Genomic DNA, 24,129 nt, shown 5'->3' on the forward strand with positions numbered 1-24,129 from the left:
TCTGTGCATAGGTGAGGTGTCGAAACCTAACAGCTGCAACAGCGCTTTTAGTGCCTGAACGTCAAAACCAGACACTTCCTACAGCAATTACGAAATCTGCTTACAAATCACTTGGAACTACGCAACATCTCCACCGGCACATACTTGCCAATCTCATACTTGCCAATCGCGGCCCGATGCACTTCATCCGGCCCGTCGGCCAGGCGCAAGGTGCGCTGCATGGCGTACATATACGCCAGCGGGAAATCACCGCTCACCCCGGCGCCACCATGCATCTGGATCGCCCGGTCAATCACCTTCAAGGCCACATTCGGCGCCACTACTTTGATCTGCGCGATTTCGCTGCGGGCCACTTTGTTGCCGACCGTGTCCATCATGTAGGCCGCTTTCAGCGTCAACAGGCGGGCCATGTCGATTTCCATGCGCGAGTCGGCGATCTTGTCGACGTTGCCGCCCAGGCGGGCCAGCGGGCGGCCGAAGGCTGTGCGCTCCACGGAGCGTTTGCACATCAATTCCAGCGCCCGTTCGGCCATGCCGACCGAGCGCATGCAGTGGTGGATGCGGCCTGGGCCGAGGCGGCCCTGGGCGATTTCGAAGCCACGGCCCTCACCCAGAATCACGTTCTCGTAAGGCACCCGCACATTCTCGAACAACACCTCGGCATGGCCATGCGGCGCGTCGTCGTAACCGAACACCGGCAGCGGCCGGACGATCTTCACGCCAGGCGCGTCGGTTGGCACCAGCACCATCGAGTGCTGCTGATGGCGCGGCCCTTCGGGGTCGGACAGGCCCATGAAGATCATGACCTTGCAGCGCGGGTCACAGGCCCCGGAGGTCCACCACTTGCGGCCATTGATAACCCACTCATCGCCATCACGCACAGCAGTGGCGGCCATGTTGGTGGCGTCCGAGGAGGCCACGTCCGGCTCGGTCATGGCGAACGCCGAGCGGATCTCCCCGCGCAGCAGGGGCTCCAGCCACTGGCGTTTCTGCGCCTCGCTGCCATAACGCACCAGCACTTCCATGTTGCCGGTGTCCGGTGCCGAGCAGTTGAACGGCTCTGGCCCGAGCAGCGAGCGGCCCATGATTTCGGCCAGCGGGGCATATTCCAGGTTGCTCAGCCCGGCGCCGTACTCCGACTCAGGCAAGAACAGGTTCCACAGCCCCTCGGCGCGGGCCTTGGCCTTGAGCTCTTCCATGATCGCGGTGGGCTGCCAGCGATCCCCCTCGGCGACCTGGCGCTCGAACACCGCCTCGGCGGGATAGACATAGGCATCCATGAACGCGGTGACGCGCTCACGCAATGCCTGGACCTTGGGCGAATAGGCGAAATCCATCGGGGCTACCTTCACGGTTCGTAGGACATGGGCCAGAGCCTAGAGCAGCACGCGCCCATCCACCTAGTCTATTTTCAGCGTGTATAAACATTCATAACCGATATATGATCGGGCAATAATTCCAACAACGAGCGGCGCACATGAACCTCAGCAAGGTCGACCTCAACCTGTTCATCGTCTTCGACGCGATCTACACCGAAGCCAACCTGACCCGCGCCGGGCAAATTGTCGGCATCACCCAACCGGCGGTGTCCAATGCCCTGTCGCGGCTGCGCGAAACCTTCAACGACCCGCTGTTCGTGCGCACCGCACAAGGCATGGTGCCCACGCCGATGGCGCAGAACATCATCGGCCCAGTGCGCAACGCCCTTGCCCTGCTGCGCACCTCGGTGCAAGAAAGCCGCATCTTCAACCCGCAACAGGCCAACAAGACCTTCCGCATCAGCATGACCGACCTGACCGAGGCGGTGATCCTGCCGCCGCTGTTCCAGCGCCTGCGCCGCCTGGCGCCTTCGGTGCTGATCGAGAGCTTCCTGTGCAAACGTCGCGAAACCACCAAGGAACTGGCAGCCGGGCGGCTGGACTTTGCCGTCGACGCCCCGCTGAACACCGACCCGCAGGTACGCCACGTCAAACTGATGCAAGACCGCTATGTCTGCGCCCTGCGCCAGGGCCACCCGCTGGCCGACAGCAAACTGACCCTCGACAGCTACCTGGGCATGACCCATATCCATATTTCCAGCCGCCGCAATGGCCTCGGCTATGTCGACCTGGCCCTGGGCAAGATGGGCGTGCAACGCAAGGTGGCCTTGCGCTCACAGCACTACCTGATGGCTTCGCAGGTGCTGCAGCAGACCGACATGGTGATGACCGTCCCCGAGCGTTTCGCCCGCCGCCACCAACTGCGCTACCAGGCGTTGCCTGTGGATGTACCAGCGCTGGAAACCCACCTGTACTGGCATGAAAGCACGGATCAGGACCCCGCCAACCGCTGGATGCGCGAGCAGATCATCGAGTTGTGCGAACGGGTGGTGGCGGAGGAAGAACGCACGCTGGAACCGGCCTGACGCTGCTGTGATGGGACGGACGCCTGTCTGCTGGAGAATTTTTTTCTCCACCAGCCTAAATTAGAAGGATTATTTACCAAACAGGTGCGAATCAACTAAACAGAAGGCAAAAATTGTTGGCCAAGGGCCGGGTACGCTTACTGCAACGATCACTGAATCCCACGTGACAGACACGGACCCGCCCCATGCCCAGCGCCCCGCTCTACTTCGACTACGCCGCCACCACGCCCGTTGACGACCGCGTCATCGAAACGATGCTCGCCTGCCTTGGCCGCCAAGCCAACTTCGGTAACCCCGCATCCAGTGGCCACGCCTATGGCCAAGCAGCCCGCAATGCTGTGGAGCAGGCGCGCCAGCAGGTCGCCGAACGCGTCGGCGCCCGCGCCGATGAGCTGGTGTGGACATCAGGCGCAACCGAGTCCAACAACCTTGCGCTCAAGGGCATCGCCCAGGGCATTGGCGAGCCGGGACACCTGATCACCAGCCAGCTGGAACACAAGGCCGTGCTCGACACGGTCGCTGAACTGGAGCGCCAAGGTTGGGCCGTTACCCGCCTGGCTGTGGATGCTTCGGGCCTGATCCAGCCTGAAGCCGTGCAGGCGGCACTGCAGGCCGATACCCGCCTGGTCTCGCTGATGGCGGTCAATAACGAACTGGGCACCGTGACCGATTTTGCGGCGATTGGCGAGCGCGTGCGTGCCCACGGTGCGCTGTTGCATGTGGACGCCGCGCAGGCGGTGGGCAAGCTGGCCATCGACCTGGCAACAATGGCGGTAGACCTGATGTCGTTCTCGGCCCACAAAGTCTACGGCCCAAAAGGCATCGGCGCGCTCTACGTCGGGCCGCGCGCGCGCGAGCTGATGCGTGCGCAGATGCACGGTGGCGGGCATGAACACGGGCTGCGTTCGGGCACCCTGGCGACCCACCAGATTGTCGGCATGGGCAGCGCCTTTGCCCTGGCCGGCCAGCCGGGGGACAGCGAACACCAGCGCATCGAGCACCTGTCCCGGCGGCTGCGCGATGGGTTGTTGGCCTTGCCAGCGGTCAGCCTCAATGCTTGCGACACACAGCGCATTGCGCATACCTTGAACCTGTGCATCGAGAGCCGAGGCTTCAACAGTGCAGCGTTGGCCAGTGAGTTGGCATTGTCGACCACGTCAGCGTGTAATTCGGCGAGCAATGCGCCATCGCATGTGCTGCTGGCACTGGGGCTGGATGAAAGCCGGGCACGTAGCAGCGTGCGGTTGAGCATTGGGCGGTTCAGCACCGAGGCTGAAGTGGACAAGGCAATCGAGGTGTTTGCCAGGACTGTGACAGCGGCGTCAGTGTCGTTGTGGTAAAGCTGGCGCCGACGTTCTAGGCCAATGTAGGAGCAGCCTTGCGCTGCGAAGAGGCCGGTGAAATACAGCGAATCTTGGCTGCTTTCACCGGCCTCTTCGCAGCACAAGGCTGCTCCTACAGGCTCAGCGAAAGGCGCTCAGAGGAAGGTAAACACCTCCGAAGCCGGCAACCGCGACTTGCTCAGCCCCGCATTGAAGTCAGCCTCGCTCCGATAGCCCAGGCTCATGATCACCACGCTGGTGTGGCCCTGCTCGCGCAGCCCCAGCTCGGCATCCAGCACCTTGCTGTCGAAGCCCTCGATCGGCGTCGCATCCAGGCCATGTGCCGCAGCCCCAAGCAGTGCGGTACCCAAGGCCAGGTAGGTCTGCTTTTCCATCCAGTGCTGCACGTCTTTCTGGTCGAAGCGGTGCAGGTCGACGTAGTGACGACGGCTCTGGTTCTGCCCGGCGCGGGCCTGTTCATCGCGAAAACGGCCATCAGCGGCTTCCTGCGCGAGCACCGCATCCAAATGGGCCTCGGTCATCTCGGTACGGGTGCAGAACACGATCACATGGGACGCATCGAGAATCTTCGGCGTGTTGTAGGCGAAGCGCTCTTGGGTGCTCTTGGCCAACCGGGCCTTGCCTTCGGCGCTGTCAGCGACGATGAAGTGCCAAGGCTGTGAGTTGACCGACGATGGGCTGTGGCGCAGTTGCTCGAGCAACGCATCGAGGGTGGCCTGGGGAATGCGACGCGAGGCGTCATAAGCCTTGGTGGTGTAGCGGCGCTTGGCCAGGGAAACGGTATCCATGCAACAACTCCTGCAATGAAACGGGATTTGTCGCGCATCTTATCTTTCCTGCAGATAAGAAAAACCGGCAAACTACAGCAACACTTTCATCCTGCGAGTGAAAATGCTGCGCATCACCGACCTTGAACTGTTCGTACGCAGCAGCGTGCTGGGCACCTTCACTGCCGCCGCCCATGAGGCCGAACTGCTGCCGGGCCAGGTGGCCGCCGCCATCAAACGCCTGGAGCGCGAGCTGGACGTGCGCCTGTTTGCGCGGACCACCCGCAGCCTGCGCCTGACCGCTGCGGGCGAGTTGTACTTGCCGACCGCGCAAAACGTGCTGGAAAGCCTGCGCCAGGGCCGCGAGGACCTGCACGGGAATGCCAATACCTTGCGCGGCACCCTGCAGGTTTCAGCCCCTTCGGACATGGGCCGCAACATGCTGCTGCCCTGGTTGAGCGCCTTTCGCCGCGAGCACCCAGCGCTGCACCTGCGCTTCTTTCTGTCCGACCAGATGGCCGACCTCAATCGCGACCCGGTGGACATCGCCATCCGCTACGGCCTCAACCAGGATGCCAACTACATCGCCCTGCCCCTGGCCAACTGGAACCGCCGGGTACTGGTCGCCTCCCCCGATTACCTCGCGCGCCACGGCCGGCCACTGACGCCAGAGGCCCTGCAGCAACATGCCTGCCTGTTGTACATGCAACAGAACCGGGTCTATGACAAATGGCGGGTGGGTAACCGCACCGTGCAGGTGCGTGGGCCGCTGGTCAGCGACGACGCCGATGTGATCCGCCGCCTGGCGCTGCTGGGTGAAGGCATCGTCTACAAGTCGTGGCTGGATGTCAGCGCCGACATCGATGCAGGCGCACTGGAGGTTCTGCTGCCCGAATACCTGGGCGAGCCAACGCCGGTCACCTTGGTCTGCCCGCACCGCAAGCAGCTGACGCCAGCAGTGACACAGCTGCACCTGTGGCTGCGCGAACGCTTCGAGGCCCTGCGGCCGCGGCTGCTGAACAAGGGCTGCACAATCGTTCCAGACTGAACCGCACGCGTGCGCTAAGGTAGCGTTTTACCCCACGGCCTGCCCCCATGAGCAACTGGATCGACCTCAAACAAGACGCCGACACCGGCATCGAGTCGGTCCGCGCGCATTTTGTCGGGCATGCCTACGACCCGCACTGGCACGACAGTTTCCTGGTCGGCGTTACCGAGCAAGGTGTGCAGCAGTTCAACTGCCGGCGGGTACGCCATCGCAGCACGCCGGGCCAGGTGTTTCTGCTCGAGCCCGGCGACATCCACGACGGCCTTGCACCGACCGAGGAAGGTTTCACCTACTCGACGCTGTACCTGGAGCCTGCCTGGCTGGACGATCAATTGCGGGCCTTGTTCGAACACGCACCCAGCGCCGGCCTGCCCAGCTTTGCCGATACCTTGTGCCACGATGAGCGCCTGGCCCGCGCCACCGCGCTGGCCTTTAACAGCGTGCACTACCAGGACCTGCGCATTGTCCGCCAGACCGCCATGGACGACCTGCTGGCCTGCCTGACCCGCCATCTGCACTGGCGCAAACGCGTCAACCCCGACCCGCGCCTGCCGTTGACCGCGCAGCGGGCGCGTGACTACCTGCATGCTCACCTGGACCGCGACATCGGCCTGGAAGACCTGGCCCAGGCCTGCGGCGTCGACCGTTTTCGCCTGACCCGGGCGTTCAAAGCCGCCTTCGGCCTGGCCCCGCACGCCTACCTGATCCAGTTGCGCCTGGCCCGCGCGCGGCGCCTGCTCAGCCAAGGCCAGACACCTGCTGAAGTGGCCATGGCGCTGGGCTTTGCCGACCAGAGCCACTTGGGGCGCTGGTTCCGCCGGGCGTATCGGTTGACCCCGGCCGACTACCGCAGGCGCTGCTCAAACCTTCCAGACTGACTGCAGCCGGGCAGCGAACATGGCGCTTCGAACCCTCGGAGCCTTGTGCCATGTCGCAGTCGTTGTTGCCTTTCATCCTCTTCGCCCTGGTGGCCAGCATCAGCCCGGGGCCGACCAATCTGTTGATCCTGGCACATGGTGCACAGCAGGGCTTGCGGGCGAGCGTGGCGCCCATCCTGGCCGGCTGTGGCGCGGCGGCGGCCGTGGTGTTGCTGGTCGGGCTGGGGCTGGGCGAGCTGTTACTGCGCCATCCACTGGCCCAGCAGCTGATGAGCTGGGCCGGCGTGCTGTGGTTGAGTTGGCTGGCGTGGCGCATTCTGCGCAGCGCTGGGCAGCCCTTGGACATCAACGCAGACAAGCCTTTGGATGCGCTCAGCGCGGCGTCGCTGCAAGTGGTGAACCCGAAAGTGTGGATGATGGCCGTGGCCGTGATCGGGGTATTTGCCGCGCCGGCACTGCCGGTGTGGCAGTTGGCGCTGGTGTTTCTGCTGATTGCCCTGCCGTGCATGACGGCCTGGGCACTGCTGGGGGTGGGAAGTGCACGCTGGTTGCAGGTGCCTGCGCGGTTGCTGTGGTTCAACCGGGGGTTGGCGGTGGTGTTGCTGGTGTCGGCTTGGGCGACGCTGCTGGGTTGATTGTGATGTTGGCTTTGCCGGCCTCTTCGCGGGCAAGCCCGCTCCCACAGGTACTGAACTACTCTCCAGACTGATGGGGATCCTGTGGGAGCGGGCTTGCCCGCGAAGAGGCCTGTACAGGCAAATCAGCCACCTAAGGCATCACGGAACCGCCGGGTACTGGCCGCCGCCAGCAGCAACCCGACAACCGCGACACAGCCTCCGACCAGGCCGATGTCGGCCACGTCCATCTGGCTGCTGACGATACTGCCCAGCAATGCCCCTCCACCAATACCGATGTTGTAAATGCCCGAGAACAAGGCCATGGCCACGTCCGTGGCATCGGACGCCAACTTCAGTGTCTTGGACTGCAGCGACAGGCTGAAGCTCAAAATCGCCACGCCCCAGAACATGCTCAACCCAGCAAACGCATAGAAGTTGCCCGACAACGGCAACATCAACAGCAGGCAGGCCGCCAGCAGGCCAATCGAGCCCACCAGAAACCCCTGGGGGAAGCGGTCGCTGTAACGGCTGAAAAGCACCGAGCCGAACACGCCGGCGCCACCAAACAACAGCAGCAGCAACGTGGTGCGCTCACCGCTGATCTGCGCCACATGCAGGGCAAACGGTTCGATGTAGCTGTAAGCGGTGAACTGCGCAGTGATCACCAGCGTCACCAACAGGTAGGTGATCACCAGGGCCGGGCGCTTGAACAGGATCGGCAAACTGCGCAGGGAACCGGAGTTCTGGCTGGGCAGCAGCGGCAACGACTTCATCAAGCACAGCATAGTGGCCAATGCCACCCCGGCAATGCTGAGGAACGTCACGCGCCAGCCCAGGGCCTCACCCACCACACGGCCCAGCGGGATACCCAACACCATCGCCAGGGTAGTACCGGTAGCCAGCAGGCCGAGGGCCTTGGCCTGCTGGCCAGGCGGCGCCACACGCACGGCCAGCGACGCGGTAATCGCCCAGAACACAGCGTGGGCCAGGGCGATGCCGATGCGGCTCACCAGCAGCATGGCAAAGCTCTGCGACAGCCACGACAACAGGTGGCTGACGATGAACACCAGAAACACGAACAGCAGCAGGCGCCGGCGCTCGATGTTGCGGGTCAGCAGCATCATCGGCAGCGACGCCAGGGCCACGACCCAGGCATAGATGGTCAGCATCAGGCCGACCTGGGCAGTGCTCATGTCGAAACTGCGGCCAATGTCGCTGAGCAACGCCACCGGGACAAACTCGGTGGTGTTGAAGATGAAGGCCGCGAGGGCCAGGGCGATCACGCTCAGCCAGCTGCCGTTACCGGTGGTCGGCGGCACGTCGGTGGGTAAGGGTCCGTTCATGGGTGGGGTTGTATTCTCCGCAGGCATGGCGAAAAGACGCGCGTCAGGGGCCAAGTATCGGCCGCGCTGAGGCACGGGTTTGTTATTGGAAGGAATGCCGGCATGGTACGCGTCAATACCGGGCCTCACAACCAGCGGCACATTGCGAGTAACATGCCCGCTTAATGTGAATTGCAAGCGGAACAAGGAGCCCGATCCGCCCATGGACAAGCAACAACCCCAGCAGCAGTGGCAGCAGGCGGTCACCACCTACGCCCAGGCCATCAACCGCTACGTCGCGCAAGGCTGCGCACAGGGCTGGGACAACCTCGAAGAACCACAGCCTGCGGCCACCGAGCACCTGCTCGACGCCTGGCAGGCCGCCTTGGAAGCGATCAACCGGCCGGGGGTGGACGAACAGCAACGCCAAGCCTTCCGCGCCGCCTGGCCGCCTGCCCACCTGCCGCTGGTGCCGCTGCTCGACGCGCATGGGCAAGGCATCTGCAGCGTCCTGCTGCTGGAAGACGGCAGCCTGCTCGCGCGCATTGGCATGCCCTATGAAAAGGGCCAGGTGGTGCGCATCGATCAACAAGGCGTGACGCCCGTCATCGGTATCGAGCACTTCGGGCGTTGCCCACAGCGCCGCTACTTTGCCCTGGCCAACGCCGAGGGCGTGCGCGTGACTGATGGCTGGGGCGGCCCGCAGGTCGCTCGCCTGGCTTGGCCTAGCGGGCTCGAAGGCCTGCCAGCAGGTTACCCGTTCGAGCCGCTCGACCTGCCACCCACACCCACCAGCCTGGTGCCCTTCGCCGATGGCCAGCGGGTGCTGCTGGTGAGCGCCGAGGGTATTTACCTGCTGGCCGCCGAAGGTGCCACCCGGCTGCTGCCACGCCAATCGCAGATACTCGAGGAACTGGCCGAAGGCACCGACCCGGACGATATTGCCCTGGGCCTGGCCATGGAGCACGGTGCAGTGTCGCCGGACGGGCACCTGATCGTGGTGGGTGAACAATGCAGCCGCCACCTGGTGCTTAATGACCAGTTGGAGGAAGTGGCGCAGATCGGCCCCGGCGGCGAATACCCGCACTTCGCCCTGTTCAACCGCAGCGGCGACCAGTTGATCGTCAATGCCTGCCACTTCTACAACGGCGGCACACTGGGGGTACGCGTGGCAGACCTTGCGGGCCTGGACACCGACTATTACAGCGAAGACCCACGCACCCCACTGCTGCAAGACGGGGCGCGGGTGTATGCCGGGGTCGCAGGCGATGGCGAGTACATCGTCGGCGATGCCTACGGCTACCTGCGGGCCTTTGGCGAAGAAGGCACGGAACATTGGCAACACTTCCTGGGGTCGACCATCAGCGCCATGGACATCAGCACCGATGGACGCACGCTGGTTGCGGCGAGCCATGCCGGGTTCATCTCGGTGATTGCGCTGGGCAGTGGACGGCCTGAGTGGCAGATCGGTACCGGCGAGCATGGTGAAGTGCGGCGCTGGTTGTTCTGGAAGGGGTGGGACAAGGCGCTGGTCTGGTAGATCTGCACTGGCTTCTTCGCGGGCAAGTCGGACCGCGAAGAGGCCAGTACAGACGACTACTCGATCAGCCCTGAAGCGTGGCCATGTCGATCACAAAGCGGTACTTCACATCCCCAGCAATCATCCGCTCGTAAGCCTGGTTGATATTACGAATATCGAGCATCTCGATATCGCAACGGATGTCGTGCTCCGCACAGAAATCCAGCACTTCCTGAGTCTCGGCGATGCCGCCGATCAGCGAGCCGGCCAGTACCCGACGCTTGAGCACCAGGTTGGCCGCGTGCAGCGCCGGTTCAATCGGTTCGATCAGGCCGACCAGAATATGCACACCATCGAAGGTGAGGGTTTCCAGGTACGGATTGAGGTCGTGCTGCACCGGAATGGTGTCGAGCAGGAAGTCGAAGCGACCTGCCGCGGCGCGCATCTGCTCGTCATCGGTGGACACGATCACATGGTCGGCACCCTGGCGGCGCGCTTCCTCGGCCTTGGCTGGCGAACGGGTGAACAAGGTCACTTCCGCGCCCAGCGCCTTGGCCAGTTTGATACCCATGTGGCCGAGGCCGCCCATGCCCAGGATGCCTACCTTGTGGCCAGGGCCAACGCCGTGGTGCTTGAGCGGCGAATAGGTGGTGATGCCGGCGCACAAGATCGGCGCGGCGCTGGGCAGGTCCATGCCGGCAGGGATACGCACCACAAAGTGCTCGCTGACGACGATGCTGCTGGAATAGCCACCCATGGTGTTGCTGCCATCGACCCGGTCAGGGGTGGCGTAGGTCATGGTCGGGCCTTCCACGCAGTATTGCTCCAGGTCCTTGGCGCACGCCTCACAGTGGCGGCAGGAATCAACCATGCAGCCGACGCCTACCAGGTCGCCGACCTTGTGCGCAGACACCTTGTCGCCCACCGCGGTGACCCGGCCGATGATCTCGTGGCCCGGCATCAACGGATACACGGCGATGCCCCATTCGTTGCGCGCCTGGTGGATGTCGGAGTGGCACACGCCGCAGTAGAGAATCTCGATGGCAACATCGTCCGGGCGCGGGCTGCGGCGTTCGAAGGTCATGGGAGCCAGAGGGCTGGTCGGGGTTTGGGCGGCATAACCGATGGCGGTGTACATGCGGGACCTCGCAGAGAAGTGAAACGATTCAGGCGGCGCATTTTGCGCGTCCTGCCTCCCCTCGCCCACCGCAGATTCTCCGGCATGCATGCCTGATTCTCCGGAGTTGCCCGCAAGCATCTGACGCTAGACCTTCAATCTGCGATGATGCAACTGTCTGATTCTCTGCCCAGGTTCACCATGCAGCTCACCCGCCATGTCGACGCCAACGCCCCCCTCTGCGCGCTGATCCGCCGCCTCGCCACGCGCCCGGGTTTCGTGCCCACTCTCCTGCCCCAGGTGCAGGTGCTGAGCTGGGACCACTATGTCGCCAGCAGCCCACAAATTTACGAGCCAAGCCTGATGATCCTGGCCCAGGGCAGCAAACTCGCGCGGCTGGGGCCGCGCACCCTGGAGTACGGTGCGGGCCACTACTTGGTCCAGGCGTTGTCGGTGCCGTTCATGTGCGAAACCTTCGCCACCCGCGAGGCGCCGCTGTTGGGCGTGGCAGTGGACATTGACCGCAGCGTGCTCGGTGAATTGGTGCAAAGCATGGACCTGGCACCGGATGCCGCCGTCCAGGCCCAGACCCCGCAGTCCATGACGTCTGCAGCGCTGGATGCGCCCATGCGCGAAAGCGTCGAACGGCTGCTGAGCTGCCTGCAAGACCCGCTGGATGCCAAGGTGCTCGGCCCGGCGCGGGTGCGCGAAGTGCTCTATACCGCGCTACGCGGCCCGCAAGCCGGCGTGTTGCGGGCGTTGGTCGAACAGCAGGGGCATTTCGCGCGCATCGGTGCCGCCCTCGCCCACTTGCGCGAACACTACACCGAGCCCTTGAGCGTCGAAGCGCTGGCGGCACGCGCCAACATGAGCGTGTCGACCTTCCATGAGCATTTCAAACGCTGCACCGACATGGCACCGATGCAGTACCTCAAGCGCCTGCGGCTGCTCAAGGCGCAGCAGATGCTGATCGGCGAAGGCCTGGGAGTGGCGCAGACAGCGCACCGGGTGGGTTACCAGAGCACGTCGCAGTTCAGCCGTGAGTACAAACGCCAGTTTGACCGTAGCCCGGGGGATGAGGTGGCGTACCAGAGCTTGCCGGTTTGATGGTTGGATGTGGGGCGTGCGTGAGGTTTTTAGGTGGATGGCTGGGGGGCTGTGGTGTGGCTGCAATCGAGCGCCGCCCGCGCGGCGCTTCGCAGCACAAGGCTGCTCCCACAGTTGTTTCGGGCCAATTATTCCTGGGGCATGGGCGCGCGGCCCCTTGGTGCCCACCTTGATATCGCGTCGGACCAACAAGGCGGTCGCGCGCGCAGGCACAGGCGTTACTGGCCCGAAACAACTGTAGGAGCAGCCTTGTGCTGCGAAGCGCCGCGCGGGCGGCGCTCGATTTGTGCCACACCCCCAAACTTGAGCCATGCACCCAACATCACCCACCCAACATCTCACCCCCCATTGCTACCCACCAACCGACCCAGCTAATATTGAGAACGATTCACACTCACAACTGGATACCAGGCGTTGGACAGCACATCGACCCGCAAGCTGGGCTTCTTCTTCAGCGACCATCACCGCTGGCTGCTCCAACATGTCTTTAAACGCCTGCGTAATCGCGCCGATGCCGAGGACACGGCAGCCGAGGCGTTCTGCCAGATGCTGGGCGCACGCGTCGATCCGGACAGCATCGAGCAACCGCGTGCCTACCTCTCGACCATCGCCCGTCGGCTGATCTTCGATCGGTACCGCCGTCGCCAACTCGAGCAGGCGTACCTCGAGCGCTTGGCGCTGCTGCCTGAACCGGTCGCGCCTTCTGCCGAAGAGCAACTGCTGCTGATCGAGGCACTGGTGACCATCGACAAGGTGCTGGACGGCTTGCCCGCCATGGTCAAGGCTGCCTTCCTCTACAGCCAGCTCGACGGCATGAGCTACGTCGACATCGCCGCCCGCTTGCAGATCAGCGAACGCACCGTCAGTCGCCACATGAAGCAGGCCCTGCGCCAGTGCTACCTGTGCGAGGTGCACGCATGAGCGCAACACGCCTGGACCCGATCAGCGAGCAAGCCATCGACTGGATGGTCGCACTCAAGGCCGGCACGCCTGACCAGGCGCTGCTGCAACGCCTGGCGCACTGGCTGCGCCAGGACCCCGCACACCAACGCGCCTGGGACCGCTTGCAACAACGCCTGGGCAGCCCGTTTGCGGCGCTGCACGCGCTGGACCAACGTGCCCCAGGGCAAGCCGCCGAAGCCCGCCAACTGCTGCTCACGCCCACCCACTCTCGCCGCGAAGTGCTGGGCGCGCTGGCAGGCATGGGTGTCGTCGCAGGCGCCTTGTGGAGCGGTTGGCGCAGCGACAGCGCGCAAAACTGGCTGGCTGACCTGCACACCGCCAGCGGCGAGCGGCGCAGTTTTACCCTGGCAGACGGCAGCCACCTGAGCCTCAACAGCGCCAGTGCCGTCGACCTGCAGTTCGATGCCAGCCAACGCCTGCTGATACTGCGCCGTGGCGAAATGGTGATTCAGGTTGCGGCCGACCCTCAGCGGCCCCTGCGCGTGCGCACGCCCCAAGGGCAAGTGCAGGCGCTGGGCACCCGCTTTCTGGTAAGCCAAGAGCAAGCCGCTACCCGCGTCGTGGTGCTGGAGCACAGCGTGCGCGCCAGCCTGCGCGATGGCCGCTGGCAAGACGTGCAACAGGGGCAGGCAGCCCTGCTGCGCAGCGATGGCATCCAGCAACTGGGCGGCGAGCAGCAGCAACGCAGCGCCTGGCTGTATGGGCGCCTGGAAGTGCTCGACGAACCCCTGCACGCGGTCATCGATGCCCTGCGCCCCTACCAGCGCGGCTACATACGGCTGGCCCCGGCGGTGCGCGGGATGCGCGTGCAGGGCGTATTCCCGCTCGACCAGCCGCAGGAGGCGCTGGCCGCCCTGGCGGAAGCCCTGCCGATCAAGGTCGAACCGTTCGGCCCCTGGGTGACGTTGATCGGCCCCGCCCACGGCTAATGAAAATATTTTTGAAAATCATTCGCGGGCGTGTCCGGTTTTCGTTTCTCGTCCCACCTATCTCCTGACAAGTCACTTCATTCGGGAGAATTCTGTGCTCAACCTCTGGCCCCGCGCCTTGCCCCTCGTCGTTGCCCTGAGCAGCCTCAATGCCCATGCCCAGGTGCAGACCCTGGCGTTCGACCTGCCGCCTGCCAGCCTGGCCACCACCCTTAACCGGATTGCCAGCCAGAGCGGCTACATCATCGCGCTCGAACCCCAGCTGGTACGCGGCAAGCAGGCGCCGGCAATCGTCGGCCAGATGAGTGCCGAGCAAGCCATGCAAACCGCGCTGGTCGGCAGCGGCCTGCAATTGCGGCTGACCAGCAGCGGCCACTTCAGCGTCGCCCCGGCAACCCCAGAGAGCGACGTGCTGGAGCTTGGCAGCACCAGCATCACCGACAATTACTTGGATGCCACCAGCGAAGGCAGCGGCTCGTACGCCGCACGCGCGGTGACCCTTGGCAAAGGCACGCATACCCTCAAGGAAATCCCTCAATCGGTAACGGTGATCACCCGCAAACAGCTGGATGACCAAGGCATCACTGACCTGCAGGAGGCGCTCAACCACACCACCGGGATCGTCGGGGCGCAAGGCATCGGCCCAGGCGTGGTGGTGACATCGCGCGGGTTCCAGATCGACGACTGGCAGTACGACGGCGTGCCTATCCCACGTAATAACTATTCGCTGGGCAACTGGGCGACCCAGGACTTGGTGTTCTTCGACCGCATCGAGGTCCTGCGCGGCGCCTCAGGCTTGTTGCAAGGCACCGGCAGCCCCGGCGGCGCGATCAACCTGGTGCGCAAACGCGGCCAGGCCACGCCGACCGTCACCGTCACCGGCAAGGCTGGCTCCTGGGACCACTACGGCCTGCAACTGGACGCTGGCGGCCCGCTGACCGCCGACGGCCGCGTGCGCGGCCGGATGGTGGCCGACGAGGACCAGAGCGACAGCTTCATCGACTACCAATGGAGCAAGTCCCACTCCCTGTATGGCGCGCTGGACATTGACCTGAACGACGCCACCACCGTAGGTGCCGGCATCAGCTACAACCGCCAGCAGTCGCGGCCAATGCTGCGTGGCATCCCCCGCTACACCGACGGCAAGCCGGTCGACCTGCCCCGCTCGACCTTCACCGGCGCCCGTTGGAACCGTGCCGAAACCGACGTGACCACCTATTACGCGGACCTCGAACACCGCTTCAACGACGACTGGGCGTTCAAGGCCGCCGCCGTGCGCATGGACGAAGTCAACACTTCCACGCACCAGCGCGTGCAGTCGACCGGCCAGGGCGTGGCGCCGGACGGCAGCGGCATCACCTATGCCGACTGGCTCACCGACTTCCACAACACCAAGCTGGGCCTGGACATGAACGTGGTGGGCCACTTCAACACCGGGCCGCTGGCCCATGAAATCACCGTCGGCGGCAACTACTCCAAGCTGACGTCGGACGACGCCTATTGGCGCAACTTCGCTGCGTCTGGCGACACCCTCTTCGACATCGACCACAACCGCCCCGAGCCTAGCCGTGACAGTGTGTTCGACGGCAAACTCGCGCGCTCCAACAAGGCCAGTTATGACATCCGCCAAAAAGGCCTGTACGGCGTGTGGCGAGTCAAACCGACCGATGACCTGACCCTGATCCTCGGCTCGCGGGTCAGCTGGTTCGACTACAGCTGGGACTCGATCGACTTCAACAGCCGCACCGACCCCGGCAGCCGCACCCCCACCAGCCGCATGACCGAGTCGGGCGAAGTCACCCCGTATGCCGGCTTCGTCTACGACCTGACCCGCGAATGGGCCTGGTACGCCAGCTACACCGACGTGTTCGTGCCGCAGACCGAGCGGGCCGTCAACAACGTGCCACTCAAGCCTGTAATCGGCAGCAACTACGAAACGGGCCTTAAGGGCGAATTGCTGGACGGCCGGGTCAATGCCTCGCTGGCGGTGTTCCGCTACGACCAGGAAAACCGTGCGGTGACCGACGTGGCTTCGGGCTTTGCCTGTGATGACTGGTACTGTTCCACTGCGGCGGGCAAGGTGCGTAGCCAGGGCATCGAGGCCGAGATCAGCGGCGAAGTGCTCAGCGGCCTGCAGCTGTTTGCCGGCTACACCTACAACACCACCAAGTTCCTCGACGACCCGGACGAAGAAGGCCGCGTGTTCAGCCAGTGGACGCCCAAGCACATGTTGCGCGCCTGGGCCGACTACACCCTGCCACTGGACGGCCAACGCTGGAGCACCGGCCTGGGCTTCACCAGCCAAAGCCACACCTTGGGCTACGAACGCACCTACACCGTGCCTGGCTACACCGTGTGGAGCGCGCGCCTGGCCTATCAGCTGACGCCGGAAGTGAACCTTGCAGTCAACGCCAACAACCTGTTCGACAAGAAGTACTGGGTTGCCGGCTTCAACCAGCTCAATGGCAGCAACAACTACGGCGAACCCCGCAACTTCATGTTGACGGTCAAGTACACGCCTGAGTTTTAAAACGCAGCACGCATCACTCGGTCAACGGCCATTGCGCAAGCGGCCAGTACACACCCTTGCGCGATTCATACAGGGCGAAGTGCCGCGCGGCCAGGAAGAACTCCGGCGCCGTGGCGGCCTCCGGCGGCTGGCCGCGGTAGTCCCTGGACAAGGTCAGGTGCGGGCGGTATTCACGGCTCGCCGCCTCTACCCCCAATGGCAGCAGCGCCTGCTGCAGGCCATACACCAGTTGCAGCAAGGCTGGCGGCGTTTGCTGCGGCTCAAGCACCAGCGCACTGGCGCGCGGCCACACCTGCAAACAGTCGAGCAACAGGCGCGGCGCCGCAGCCGGGCGCTTGAGCGCATCGACCGCAGCGCAGATCGAGGGCAGCAAGGCGGTGTCTACATCACCGAGAAACAGCAGCGTCACATGGAAGTTGTCGGCGGGTACCGGCTTGCCAGTGCGCAGGTTCAAACCGCGCCGCCACTGGGCCAGGGCACGGCGCTGGGCATCGCTGACCGGCAGGGCGAAAAACAGCCGTTTGAAAGGGGCGCCACTGGGGCGAACGTCCTGAACCATGTGATCTCCTTGACATGAAACGTTTGCGCAAGTGCTAGGCCATTACACCTAAGTCGCGCGGTAGTCACGTAACAATAAGTACAAACTGCTCCCATGATTGTTTATGCTGGCCAGCTTATGCCATGGCGCATGGCCATTTTTCGACAAGTAAACGTCCATGAAAATTGCACTCGTACTCCTCTTTGTTCTGTCGATCGCCTATGTTCACCTACGCGGTCGCGTTCGCCACAAGCTGACTCGCCAGCTGGGCGACCACTCCAGCTTCCTGGCCCCGGTCAACAGTTTCCTCTACCTGTTTTCCAAGCACCCGGCCAAGCCCTACTTGCCGGTCGAGGCCTTCCCCGAACTGCAACCGCTGCAGGACCACTGGCAGGAAATCCGTGCCGAGGCCCAGCAGTTGCTCCACGTCGGTGAAATCAAGAAGTCCGAGAATTACGATGACGTCGGTTTCAACTCATTCTTCAAGACCGGTTGGAAGCGCTTCTACCTGAAGTGGTACGGCGAAAGCCACCCTTCGGCCATGACCCTGTGCCCACGCACCACCGAACTGCTGCAAGGCATCGGCACGGTCAAGGCTGCAATGTTCGCCACCTTGCCACCGGGCGCCAAGCTGGTGCGCCACCGCGACCCGTATGCCGGCTCCTACCGCTACCACCTGGGCCTGGACACGCCGAACGATGACGGTTGCTATATCGACGTGGACGGCGAGAAGTACTCGTGGCGCGACGGTGAGGGCGTGATCTTCGACGAAACCTACATCCATTACGCGGCCAACACCACCGACCACAACCGCATCATCCTGTTCTGCGATGTCGAGCGCCCGCTCAAGTACCGCTGGGCAACGGCGTTCAACCGCTGGTTCAGCCGCAACGTGATGGCAGCCGCCGCCGCGCCCAACGATGCCAACGACAAGACGGGTGGCATCAACCGGCTATTCACCCGCATCTACAAGATCCGCGAACGCGGCAAGGCGCTGAAAAAGCGCAATCGCATGCGCTACTACCTGGAAAAATGGGCGGTGGTGGCTGCACTGGTGCTGGTGTTCATCTACATCTGATTCAGCGCTGCCTGTGCCGTCGGTACAGGCAGCAGATGCCCTCGCCTTTTTCGACTAGCCTGAAAGCTCCACTCGCAACCACCCCAAGGTGAAGACGATGAGCATGATGGACTGGGACGCCTACCGTAAGCAGTTGATGGCCGGCATCGGCGATCTCAAGCAGTTGTCTCCCGACACCGTGGCCGGCTACATGACCGCCAGCGGTGCGGGCGCCAAGACCAACCACCTGGACGCCAAGACCCGCGAACTGATCTCCCTCGCGGTGGCCGTGACCACCCGGTGTGACGGCTGCATCGCCGTGCATTCGCAGCAGGCAGTGAAACACGGCGCCAGCCGCGAAGAGATTGCCGAAGCCCTTGGCGTGGCGGTGGCGATGAACGCCGGCGCCGCATTGGTGTACTCGGCACGCGCCATGGACGCAGTGGGCAAGGCCAACGGCTGACCCTGCGTGGCGTCGCCGCCCTTGCGCGACGGCGCCGCGCCACCCAGACTTGGCGGTCCAGCCATTGCAGGAACCACCATGATCCACATCCGCCCCATGACGCCTGAGGACTTCGAGCGTTTCTGGCCCACCTTCCAGGCCATTGTCCAGGCCCGTGAAACCTACGCCTTCGACCCTGCCCTGAACTTCGACCAGGCCCGCCAGTTGTGGCTGGAGATGCCCCTTCGCACCTGGGTAGCAGAGGACGACGGTGAGCTGCTGGGTTCCTACTACCTCAAAGCCAATGCTGCCGGCCCCGGGGCCCACGTAGGCAACTGCGGTTACATGGTCTGCGAGGCCGCGCGTGGCCGTGGCGTGGCCCGGATGATGTGCGAGCATTCGCAGAAGCTGGCGCGCCAGGAGGGGTTTCTGGCGCTGCAGTTCAATTCGGTCGTGGCCAGCAACGAAGTGGCCGTGGCGCTGTGGCACAAGCTCGGTTTCGAAACGGTCGGCCGCCTGCCCAAAGCATTCCGGCATGCCCGGCTGGGCTTGGTGGATTGCCTGGTGATGTACAAGTGGCTGGCGGATGAGCCAGTGGTGGAAAAACCGCCACTGTTGATCGGGCGCAAGAACATCGAGGCCCGCGTGTCGCGCCGCCGGGGGCGTTAGCCGACGTAGGAGCAGCCTTGCGCTGCGAAGAGGCAGCGCATGCACCATGCCGGTCATCGCCTGCACTGGCCCCTTCGCAGCGCAAGGCTGCTCCTACACAAACCGCGGTCTTGGCAAATCGCTGCTTAGAACGCCAAGCCGACTTTGAAGCCAAACTCATCACGCTTGAGTTTGGTGTTGTCCGCCACGGGCGAGTCGCCATCCAGCTTGTACTCGGTGCGGGTGTAGTAGACCCCCGCCTGTACCGGCATGCCACCCTGCTGGTTCATCAGCAGGCTGACCTCGGCATAGGGGTTGGTGCGGTCTTTAAGGTCCACGGTGTCACTGCCGAAATCATCGACCTTCAGGCGCGCACGGCCATCGAGGGTATGGCGCGCGCCCACCTCCACGCGCAGGGTCGACGCATCGAACTGGTGGTTGTAACCCAAGGCCGCCTTGGCGAAGGGCGACTTGACCGTGAGTTTGGTGTCCAGGTCGTTGATTTCGGGCTCGAAGCGCGACCAGCTGTAGCCGCCGCCCACGGTCACATCGACAAAGTTGCGCGCATCCAGTGCAGCACGCCAACCGAGGTCGAGATCGGCCTGGGCTTCCTTGAGTTTGTTGTCATTCTTCTTGCCGTACTTGGCCTCGGCACCGATCTGGTAGATGAAGCCGGACTCTGCGGTCATCTTGTTGCCGAAGGTGGCGAATACACCGCCCTGCCCCAAGTGTTCCTTGTCGGTTTCGCTGCCGCCTTCGAATTTGAAGTCGTTATAGGCACCCAGCAGGCCGAGGGTGAACAGCGGGTCGGTACTGGGCGCGGCGGTGGCGGCTAAAGGCGAAGCGATCAAGGCGAGCAGGCAAGTGTGACGCAAAAGGTGACGAGCGGACATGCGTGAAGTCTCCATGACGTGAAAACAGTGATAACGAGCGGTTCGAGAGACACGCTTTGGAGAAAGTTCGAAAAAAATCATTGAGAGCGTATGCCTTGGGCTATGCAGCGCCTATGAGATCGAGCGCCGCCCGCGCGGCGCTTCGCAGCACAAGGCTGCTCCCACAGTTGTTTCGGGCCAATTATTCCTGGGGCATGGGCGCGCGGCCCCTTGGTGCCCACCTTGATATCGAGCCGGACCAACAAGGCGGTCGCGCGCGCAGGCACAGGCGTAACTGGCCCGAAACAACTGTAGGAGCAGCCTTGTGCTGCGAAGCGCCGCGCGGGCGGCGCTCGATCTCATAGGCGCCACCCTCCTCAATTCCATGCACCCCCTCTAAAACCCCATTGCTGGCCACCCAGTTTAAGTTATAAGATAACGTTTCATTTGACACCCATTCCTACCAGCGACCTTCCATGACTAGCGCCAGCGCCACCCCCACCCTGCTTACCCAGCGCCTGCAGAGCATCGATGCCCTGCGCGGCCTGGTCATCCTGTTCATGCTCCTGGACCACGTCCGCGAGACCTTCTTTCTGCACCGCCAGGTCAGCGACCCGATGGCCATCGACGTCACCGACCCGTCGTTGTTCTTCAGCCGTACCCTGGCCCACCTGTGCGCGCCGGTGTTCGTCCTGTTGACGGGCCTTTCGGCCTGGCTGTATGGCGAAAAATACCAGGGCCGTAGCGATGTCTCGGCCTTTCTGTTCAAACGCGGGCTGTTCCTCGTGGCACTGGAGTTCACCCTCGTCAACTTCGCCTGGACCTTCCAACTGCCCCCCAGCGTGATCTACCTGCAGGTGATCTGGGCCATCGGCGTGAGCATGATCGCCCTGTCGCTGCTGGTGTGGTTGCCACGGGCAGCGCTGATCGCCCTGGGTGCAATCATCGTCGCCGGGCACAACCTGCTCGACAGCCTGCACTTCGGCGCTGAGTCGGCCCTGCACGTGCCGTGGGCGATCCTGCACGACCGTGGCTGGCTGGCATTCTCCGACAACCTTCGCCTGCGCACGTCGTACCCCGTGCTGCCCTGGATCGGCGTCATCGCCTTGGGCTACGGCCTTGGCCCCTGGTTCGCCCGTGGCAGCGACGCAGGCCAACGCCAGCATCGCCTGCTGCTGGCCGGGGTGATCGCACTGCTTGGTTTTGTCGTGCTGCGCATGCTCAACGGCTACGGCGAGGCACCCTGGAGCGGGTACCCGACGTTGACGCAAACGCTGATGAGCTTCTTCAACATCACCAAGTATCCGCCGTCCTTGCTGTTCCTGGCCCTCACCCTGGGCTGTGGCCTGCTGCTGTTGCGCGCCTTCGAGCGTGCCGGCCAGGCCCGCTGGATCAACGCCCTGGCGGTTTACGGTGCAGCACCGATGTTTTTCTACCTGCTGCACCTGTATGTGCTGAAGCTGCTTTACCTGGCCTGCGTCGCGCTGTTCGGCCACAACCAAGGGGATTACTTCGGCTTCGACGGCATCGGTGCCGTGTGGCTGGGCGCCGCCTTGCTCGCCGTGTCGCTGTACCTGCCGGTACGTAGCTTCGCCCGGCTGAAGGCGCGTCGGCGTGACATCACCTGGCTCAAGTACTTCTGAAAAGCGTTTTCACCCGGCTGCCTGATGGTCTACCATGCCGGCCGCCGGTTTCCACCACGGAATTAATAGGGAATCCCAAGCCCGCTAACGCGGGCCAAACGGAACTGCCCCCGCAACTGTAGGTGCCGAGCCTGCTCCATCGATGCCACTGGATAACCTTGTCCGGGAAGGCTGGAGCTGGGCCATGACGCACCAGTCAGGAGACCTGCCGGCGCAAAAACACCAACCGGCGGGGTGTCCGGGATGGCCATCTCCACCCTTTTCTGGGTGCTGCCCCCTGCCGCGTGCACGGGGCTCGGCGATGCCTGTCCATGCGTTCATTCCGTGAACCCTTCGATAGGAGATCGTCCCCTCATGCTGCCTCGTCTTGCCGCTTTGATCGCCGGCCTCGGCCTCACCAGCCTGGCCCAGGCTACCGCCACCCACTACCCGCTCACGGTCGACAACTGCGGCATGCCGCAGACCTTCGCCCACGCGCCCGAGCGTGCAGTGACCATTGGCCAGGCCGGCACCGAGATGCTCTACGCACTGGGGCTGGGCGACAAACTGGCCGGCACCTCGCTGTGGTTCAACAACGTGCTGCCCGAGTACAAGGCGCTGAACGACAAGGTCGAGCGCCTGGCCGACAACGACCCCAGTTTCGAGGCAGTGGTCGGCAAGCGTCCGCAACTGGTGGCCGTTCAGTTTGAATGGATGGTCGGCGCACAAGGCGTGGTCGGCACCCGCGAGCAGTTCGACGAGCTGAAGATCCCGACCTACCTGCTGCCGTCGGACTGCGAAGGCAAAGACAACCTGGTGGGCGCCGACGGCACCCGCCTGCAGGCGTTCCAGGTCGAGAGCATCTACAAGAGCGTCAACCAGCTGGCCGAAATCTTCGACGTGCAAGACCGCGGCGCCGCATTGAACGCCGACCTCAAGGGCCGCCTGGACAGCGCCAAGGCACAGTTGGCTGGCAAGGATTTGTCGAACACCTCGGCACTGTTCTGGTTCTCTAGCGCCGACTTGGATATCGACCCCTACGTCGCCGGCCGCCAAGGGGTGGCTGACTTCATGCTGCGTACCCTGGGGGTGCGCAATGTGGTCGAGTCCACCGAAGAATGGCCGACCGTGGGCTGGGAAACCCTGGCCAAGGCCAACCCGACCTGGTTGATCATCGCCCGCATGGACCGTCGCCGCTTCCCGGCAGACGACTACCAGAAAAAACTCGAATTCCTGCGCAACGACCCGGTTACCCGCAACATGGACGCGGTGAAGAACGACCGCATCATCGTCCTCGACGCCGACGCCATGCAGGCCGGCATCCGGCTGTTCCGTGGCCTGCAGACGCTGTCGACGGCGTTCGCCAGCGGTAAAGCAGCCCAGTGATGAGCCGCCTGTTGCCCTACAGCGCCCTGGCCCTGGCAGCCCTGTGTGTCGCGCTGGTGGCCGGCACGGCGATCGGCGAGAGCAACCTGGCGCCGAACGTGGTCTACCAAGTGCTGGCCAATCACCTGTGGCAGGCCGGTTACCCGGTCGACCCCATCGATGCCGGTATCGTCTGGAACTACCGCCTGACCCGCACCCTGGTCGCCGCCGCCTGTGGCGCCGGGCTGGCCACGTGTGGCGTGATCCTGCAGGCGCTGCTGCGCAACCCGCTGGCCGAGCCCTACCTGTTGGGGTTGTCGGCCGGTGCCTCGACCGGCGCGGTGATGGTCGGCCTGCTGGGGCTGGGCAGCGTCGCCCTGAGCATGTCCGGGGGCGCCTTCATCGGCGCGCTGGCGGCGTTTGCGCTGGTGCTGGTGCTGGCCCGCGCCGCTGGGCCGAGCAGCAACAACGCCCAGGTGATACTCGCCGGCATCGCTGGCTCGCAACTGTTCACTGCGCTGACCGCGTTCCTCATCACCAAGTCGGCCACCGCCGAGCAGGCGCGCGGCATTCTGTTCTGGCTGCTGGGCAACCTCAGTGGCGTGCGCTGGCCGTCCGTGTGGCTGGCCCTGCCCGTGGCACTGTTCGGGCTGGTGGTGTGCCTGTGGCATCGCCGCGCGCTGGATGCCTTTACCTTCGGCGCCGACTCGGCCGCGTCGCTGGGGATCCCGGTGCGGCGCACTCAGTTGTTGCTGATCAGTTGTGCCGCCCTGGTGACGGCGGTGATGGTGTCCATCGTCGGCGCCATCGGTTTTGTCGGGCTGGTCATCCCCCACGCCCTGCGCCTGCTGCTGGGGCCCGGGCATAGCCGCCTGCTGCCGGCCAGTGCGCTGGGCGGCGCACTGTTCCTGATCAGCGCCGATATCTTGTCGCGCACGCTGATCCCAGGCCAGGTGATCCCGGTGGGCGTGGTGACCGCGCTGATCGGCGCGCCAGTGTTCGCGCTGATTCTGGTCAGCAGAAGGGGGCGCCCATGACCGT

At 64.0% G+C, this 24,129-nt stretch carries 22 protein-coding genes and 1 riboswitch; of the genes, 16 read left to right on the plus strand and 6 right to left on the minus strand.

Features of this window, described 5'->3' with window-relative positions:
- Positions 1 to 107: 107 nt before the first annotated feature.
- Positions 108 to 1,337, minus strand: a complete 1,230-nt coding sequence (locus AC5PZ0_RS08310; RefSeq protein WP_085273281.1) for an acyl-CoA dehydrogenase — start codon at positions 1,335 to 1,337, stop codon at positions 108 to 110.
- A 140-nt stretch (positions 1,338 to 1,477) separates the two neighbouring features.
- Here AC5PZ0_RS08310 and AC5PZ0_RS08315 point away from each other — a divergent pair, with 140 nt between their 5' ends.
- Positions 1,478 to 2,404, plus strand: a complete 927-nt coding sequence (locus AC5PZ0_RS08315) for a LysR family transcriptional regulator (RefSeq protein ID WP_085273280.1) — start codon at positions 1,478 to 1,480, stop codon at positions 2,402 to 2,404.
- 185 nt (positions 2,405 to 2,589) lie between these two features.
- Complete coding sequence (locus tag AC5PZ0_RS08320) at positions 2,590 to 3,744, plus strand: cysteine desulfurase family protein (protein WP_493854669.1); 1,155 nt, start codon at positions 2,590 to 2,592, stop codon at positions 3,742 to 3,744.
- A 137-nt stretch (positions 3,745 to 3,881) separates the two neighbouring features.
- On the opposite strand, the gene nfsB is transcribed toward AC5PZ0_RS08320, so the two are convergent.
- Complete coding sequence (gene nfsB, locus AC5PZ0_RS08325; RefSeq protein ID WP_493854670.1) at positions 3,882 to 4,535, minus strand: oxygen-insensitive NAD(P)H nitroreductase; 654 nt, start codon at positions 4,533 to 4,535, stop codon at positions 3,882 to 3,884.
- Positions 4,536 to 4,638: 103 nt separating this feature from the next.
- Here nfsB and AC5PZ0_RS08330 point away from each other — a divergent pair, with 103 nt between their 5' ends.
- Genes AC5PZ0_RS08330 through AC5PZ0_RS08340 form a run of 3 tightly spaced genes read left to right on the plus strand, consistent with a single transcriptional unit; the run spans position 4,639 to position 7,075 of the window.
- The gene (locus AC5PZ0_RS08330; protein ID WP_493854671.1) at positions 4,639 to 5,562 is read left to right on the plus strand and encodes a LysR family transcriptional regulator; all 924 of its coding nucleotides are present in this window, start codon (positions 4,639 to 4,641) and stop codon (positions 5,560 to 5,562) included.
- Positions 5,563 to 5,609: 47 nt separating this feature from the next.
- Positions 5,610 to 6,440, plus strand: coding sequence for an AraC family transcriptional regulator (locus tag AC5PZ0_RS08335; RefSeq protein ID WP_099429858.1), 831 nt, complete (start codon positions 5,610 to 5,612; stop codon positions 6,438 to 6,440).
- A gap of 50 nt (positions 6,441 to 6,490) precedes the next feature.
- Positions 6,491 to 7,075, plus strand: a complete 585-nt coding sequence (locus AC5PZ0_RS08340) for a LysE family translocator (protein ID WP_493854672.1) — start codon at positions 6,491 to 6,493, stop codon at positions 7,073 to 7,075.
- A 125-nt stretch (positions 7,076 to 7,200) separates the two neighbouring features.
- Here AC5PZ0_RS08340 and AC5PZ0_RS08345 read toward each other — a convergent pair whose 3' ends face one another.
- Positions 7,201 to 8,400: a sugar transporter gene (locus AC5PZ0_RS08345; RefSeq protein WP_493854673.1), complete on the minus strand. Its 1,200-nt coding sequence runs from the start codon at positions 8,398 to 8,400 to the stop codon at positions 7,201 to 7,203.
- Positions 8,401 to 8,602: 202 nt separating this feature from the next.
- Between AC5PZ0_RS08345 and AC5PZ0_RS08350 the strand changes: the two genes are divergently transcribed.
- Complete coding sequence (locus tag AC5PZ0_RS08350) at positions 8,603 to 9,919, plus strand: hypothetical protein (RefSeq protein WP_493854674.1); 1,317 nt, start codon at positions 8,603 to 8,605, stop codon at positions 9,917 to 9,919.
- A gap of 64 nt (positions 9,920 to 9,983) precedes the next feature.
- Here AC5PZ0_RS08350 and calA read toward each other — a convergent pair whose 3' ends face one another.
- Positions 9,984 to 11,036, minus strand: coding sequence for a vanillin reductase (gene calA, locus AC5PZ0_RS08355; protein WP_186678760.1), 1,053 nt, complete (start codon positions 11,034 to 11,036; stop codon positions 9,984 to 9,986).
- A gap of 180 nt (positions 11,037 to 11,216) precedes the next feature.
- Between calA and AC5PZ0_RS08360 the strand changes: the two genes are divergently transcribed.
- The 4 genes from AC5PZ0_RS08360 (at position 11,217) to AC5PZ0_RS08375 (ending at position 16,544) form a co-directional block, all read left to right on the plus strand.
- Complete coding sequence (locus tag AC5PZ0_RS08360) at positions 11,217 to 12,122, plus strand: AraC family transcriptional regulator (RefSeq protein ID WP_493854675.1); 906 nt, start codon at positions 11,217 to 11,219, stop codon at positions 12,120 to 12,122.
- 414 nt (positions 12,123 to 12,536) lie between these two features.
- A complete protein-coding gene (locus AC5PZ0_RS08365) occupies positions 12,537 to 13,043 on the plus strand; it encodes a sigma-70 family RNA polymerase sigma factor (protein ID WP_274887310.1) in 507 nt (168 codons plus the stop codon).
- Entirely contained in the window at positions 13,040 to 14,014 is a 975-nt protein-coding gene (locus tag AC5PZ0_RS08370; RefSeq protein WP_493854676.1) for a FecR domain-containing protein, read from the plus strand. The genes AC5PZ0_RS08365 and AC5PZ0_RS08370 overlap by 4 nt, the downstream gene beginning before the upstream one ends.
- A 94-nt stretch (positions 14,015 to 14,108) precedes the next feature.
- Positions 14,109 to 16,544 carry a TonB-dependent siderophore receptor gene (locus tag AC5PZ0_RS08375; RefSeq protein ID WP_493854677.1) on the plus strand — a complete coding sequence of 812 codons (2,436 nt, stop codon included), beginning with the start codon at positions 14,109 to 14,111 and terminating at the stop codon, positions 16,542 to 16,544.
- Positions 16,545 to 16,557: 13 nt separating this feature from the next.
- On the opposite strand, the gene thpR is transcribed toward AC5PZ0_RS08375, so the two are convergent.
- Complete coding sequence (gene thpR / locus AC5PZ0_RS08380) at positions 16,558 to 17,103, minus strand: RNA 2',3'-cyclic phosphodiesterase (RefSeq protein ID WP_274887308.1); 546 nt, start codon at positions 17,101 to 17,103, stop codon at positions 16,558 to 16,560.
- Between the two features lie 157 nt (positions 17,104 to 17,260).
- Here thpR and lpxO point away from each other — a divergent pair, with 157 nt between their 5' ends.
- From lpxO to AC5PZ0_RS08395, 3 genes are all read left to right on the plus strand, one after another.
- Positions 17,261 to 18,160, plus strand: coding sequence for a lipid A hydroxylase LpxO (lpxO, locus tag AC5PZ0_RS08385; RefSeq protein WP_027593830.1), 900 nt, complete (start codon positions 17,261 to 17,263; stop codon positions 18,158 to 18,160).
- Positions 18,161 to 18,257: 97 nt separating this feature from the next.
- Positions 18,258 to 18,602, plus strand: a complete 345-nt coding sequence (locus AC5PZ0_RS08390; protein ID WP_013973174.1) for a carboxymuconolactone decarboxylase family protein — start codon at positions 18,258 to 18,260, stop codon at positions 18,600 to 18,602.
- 78 nt (positions 18,603 to 18,680) lie between these two features.
- Positions 18,681 to 19,250 (plus strand): GNAT family N-acetyltransferase, encoded by a 570-nt coding sequence (locus AC5PZ0_RS08395; protein WP_027593832.1) that lies wholly within the window; start codon positions 18,681 to 18,683, stop codon positions 19,248 to 19,250.
- Between the two features lie 125 nt (positions 19,251 to 19,375).
- Here AC5PZ0_RS08395 and AC5PZ0_RS08400 read toward each other — a convergent pair whose 3' ends face one another.
- Entirely contained in the window at positions 19,376 to 20,122 is a 747-nt protein-coding gene (locus AC5PZ0_RS08400; RefSeq protein WP_027593833.1) for an outer membrane beta-barrel protein, read from the minus strand.
- A 455-nt stretch (positions 20,123 to 20,577) separates the two neighbouring features.
- On the opposite strand from AC5PZ0_RS08400, the gene AC5PZ0_RS08405 reads away from it, so the two are divergent.
- The 3 genes from AC5PZ0_RS08405 (at position 20,578) to AC5PZ0_RS08415 (ending at position 24,125) form a co-directional block, all read left to right on the plus strand.
- Positions 20,578 to 21,744, plus strand: a complete 1,167-nt coding sequence (locus AC5PZ0_RS08405) for an acetyltransferase domain-containing protein (RefSeq protein ID WP_275750404.1) — start codon at positions 20,578 to 20,580, stop codon at positions 21,742 to 21,744.
- 28 nt (positions 21,745 to 21,772) lie between these two features.
- A riboswitch (cobalamin riboswitch) is annotated at positions 21,773 to 21,971 on the plus strand.
- A 127-nt stretch (positions 21,972 to 22,098) separates the two neighbouring features.
- Positions 22,099 to 23,109 carry an ABC transporter substrate-binding protein gene (locus tag AC5PZ0_RS08410; RefSeq protein WP_493854678.1) on the plus strand — a complete coding sequence of 337 codons (1,011 nt, stop codon included), beginning with the start codon at positions 22,099 to 22,101 and terminating at the stop codon, positions 23,107 to 23,109.
- Positions 23,109 to 24,125 (plus strand): FecCD family ABC transporter permease, encoded by a 1,017-nt coding sequence (locus AC5PZ0_RS08415; RefSeq protein WP_027593836.1) that lies wholly within the window; start codon positions 23,109 to 23,111, stop codon positions 24,123 to 24,125. The genes AC5PZ0_RS08410 and AC5PZ0_RS08415 overlap by 1 nt, the downstream gene beginning before the upstream one ends.
- The last annotated feature ends 4 nt before the right edge of the window (positions 24,126 to 24,129 follow it).

It is taken from the genome of Pseudomonas sp. 5.2 (genome assembly GCF_059025405.1).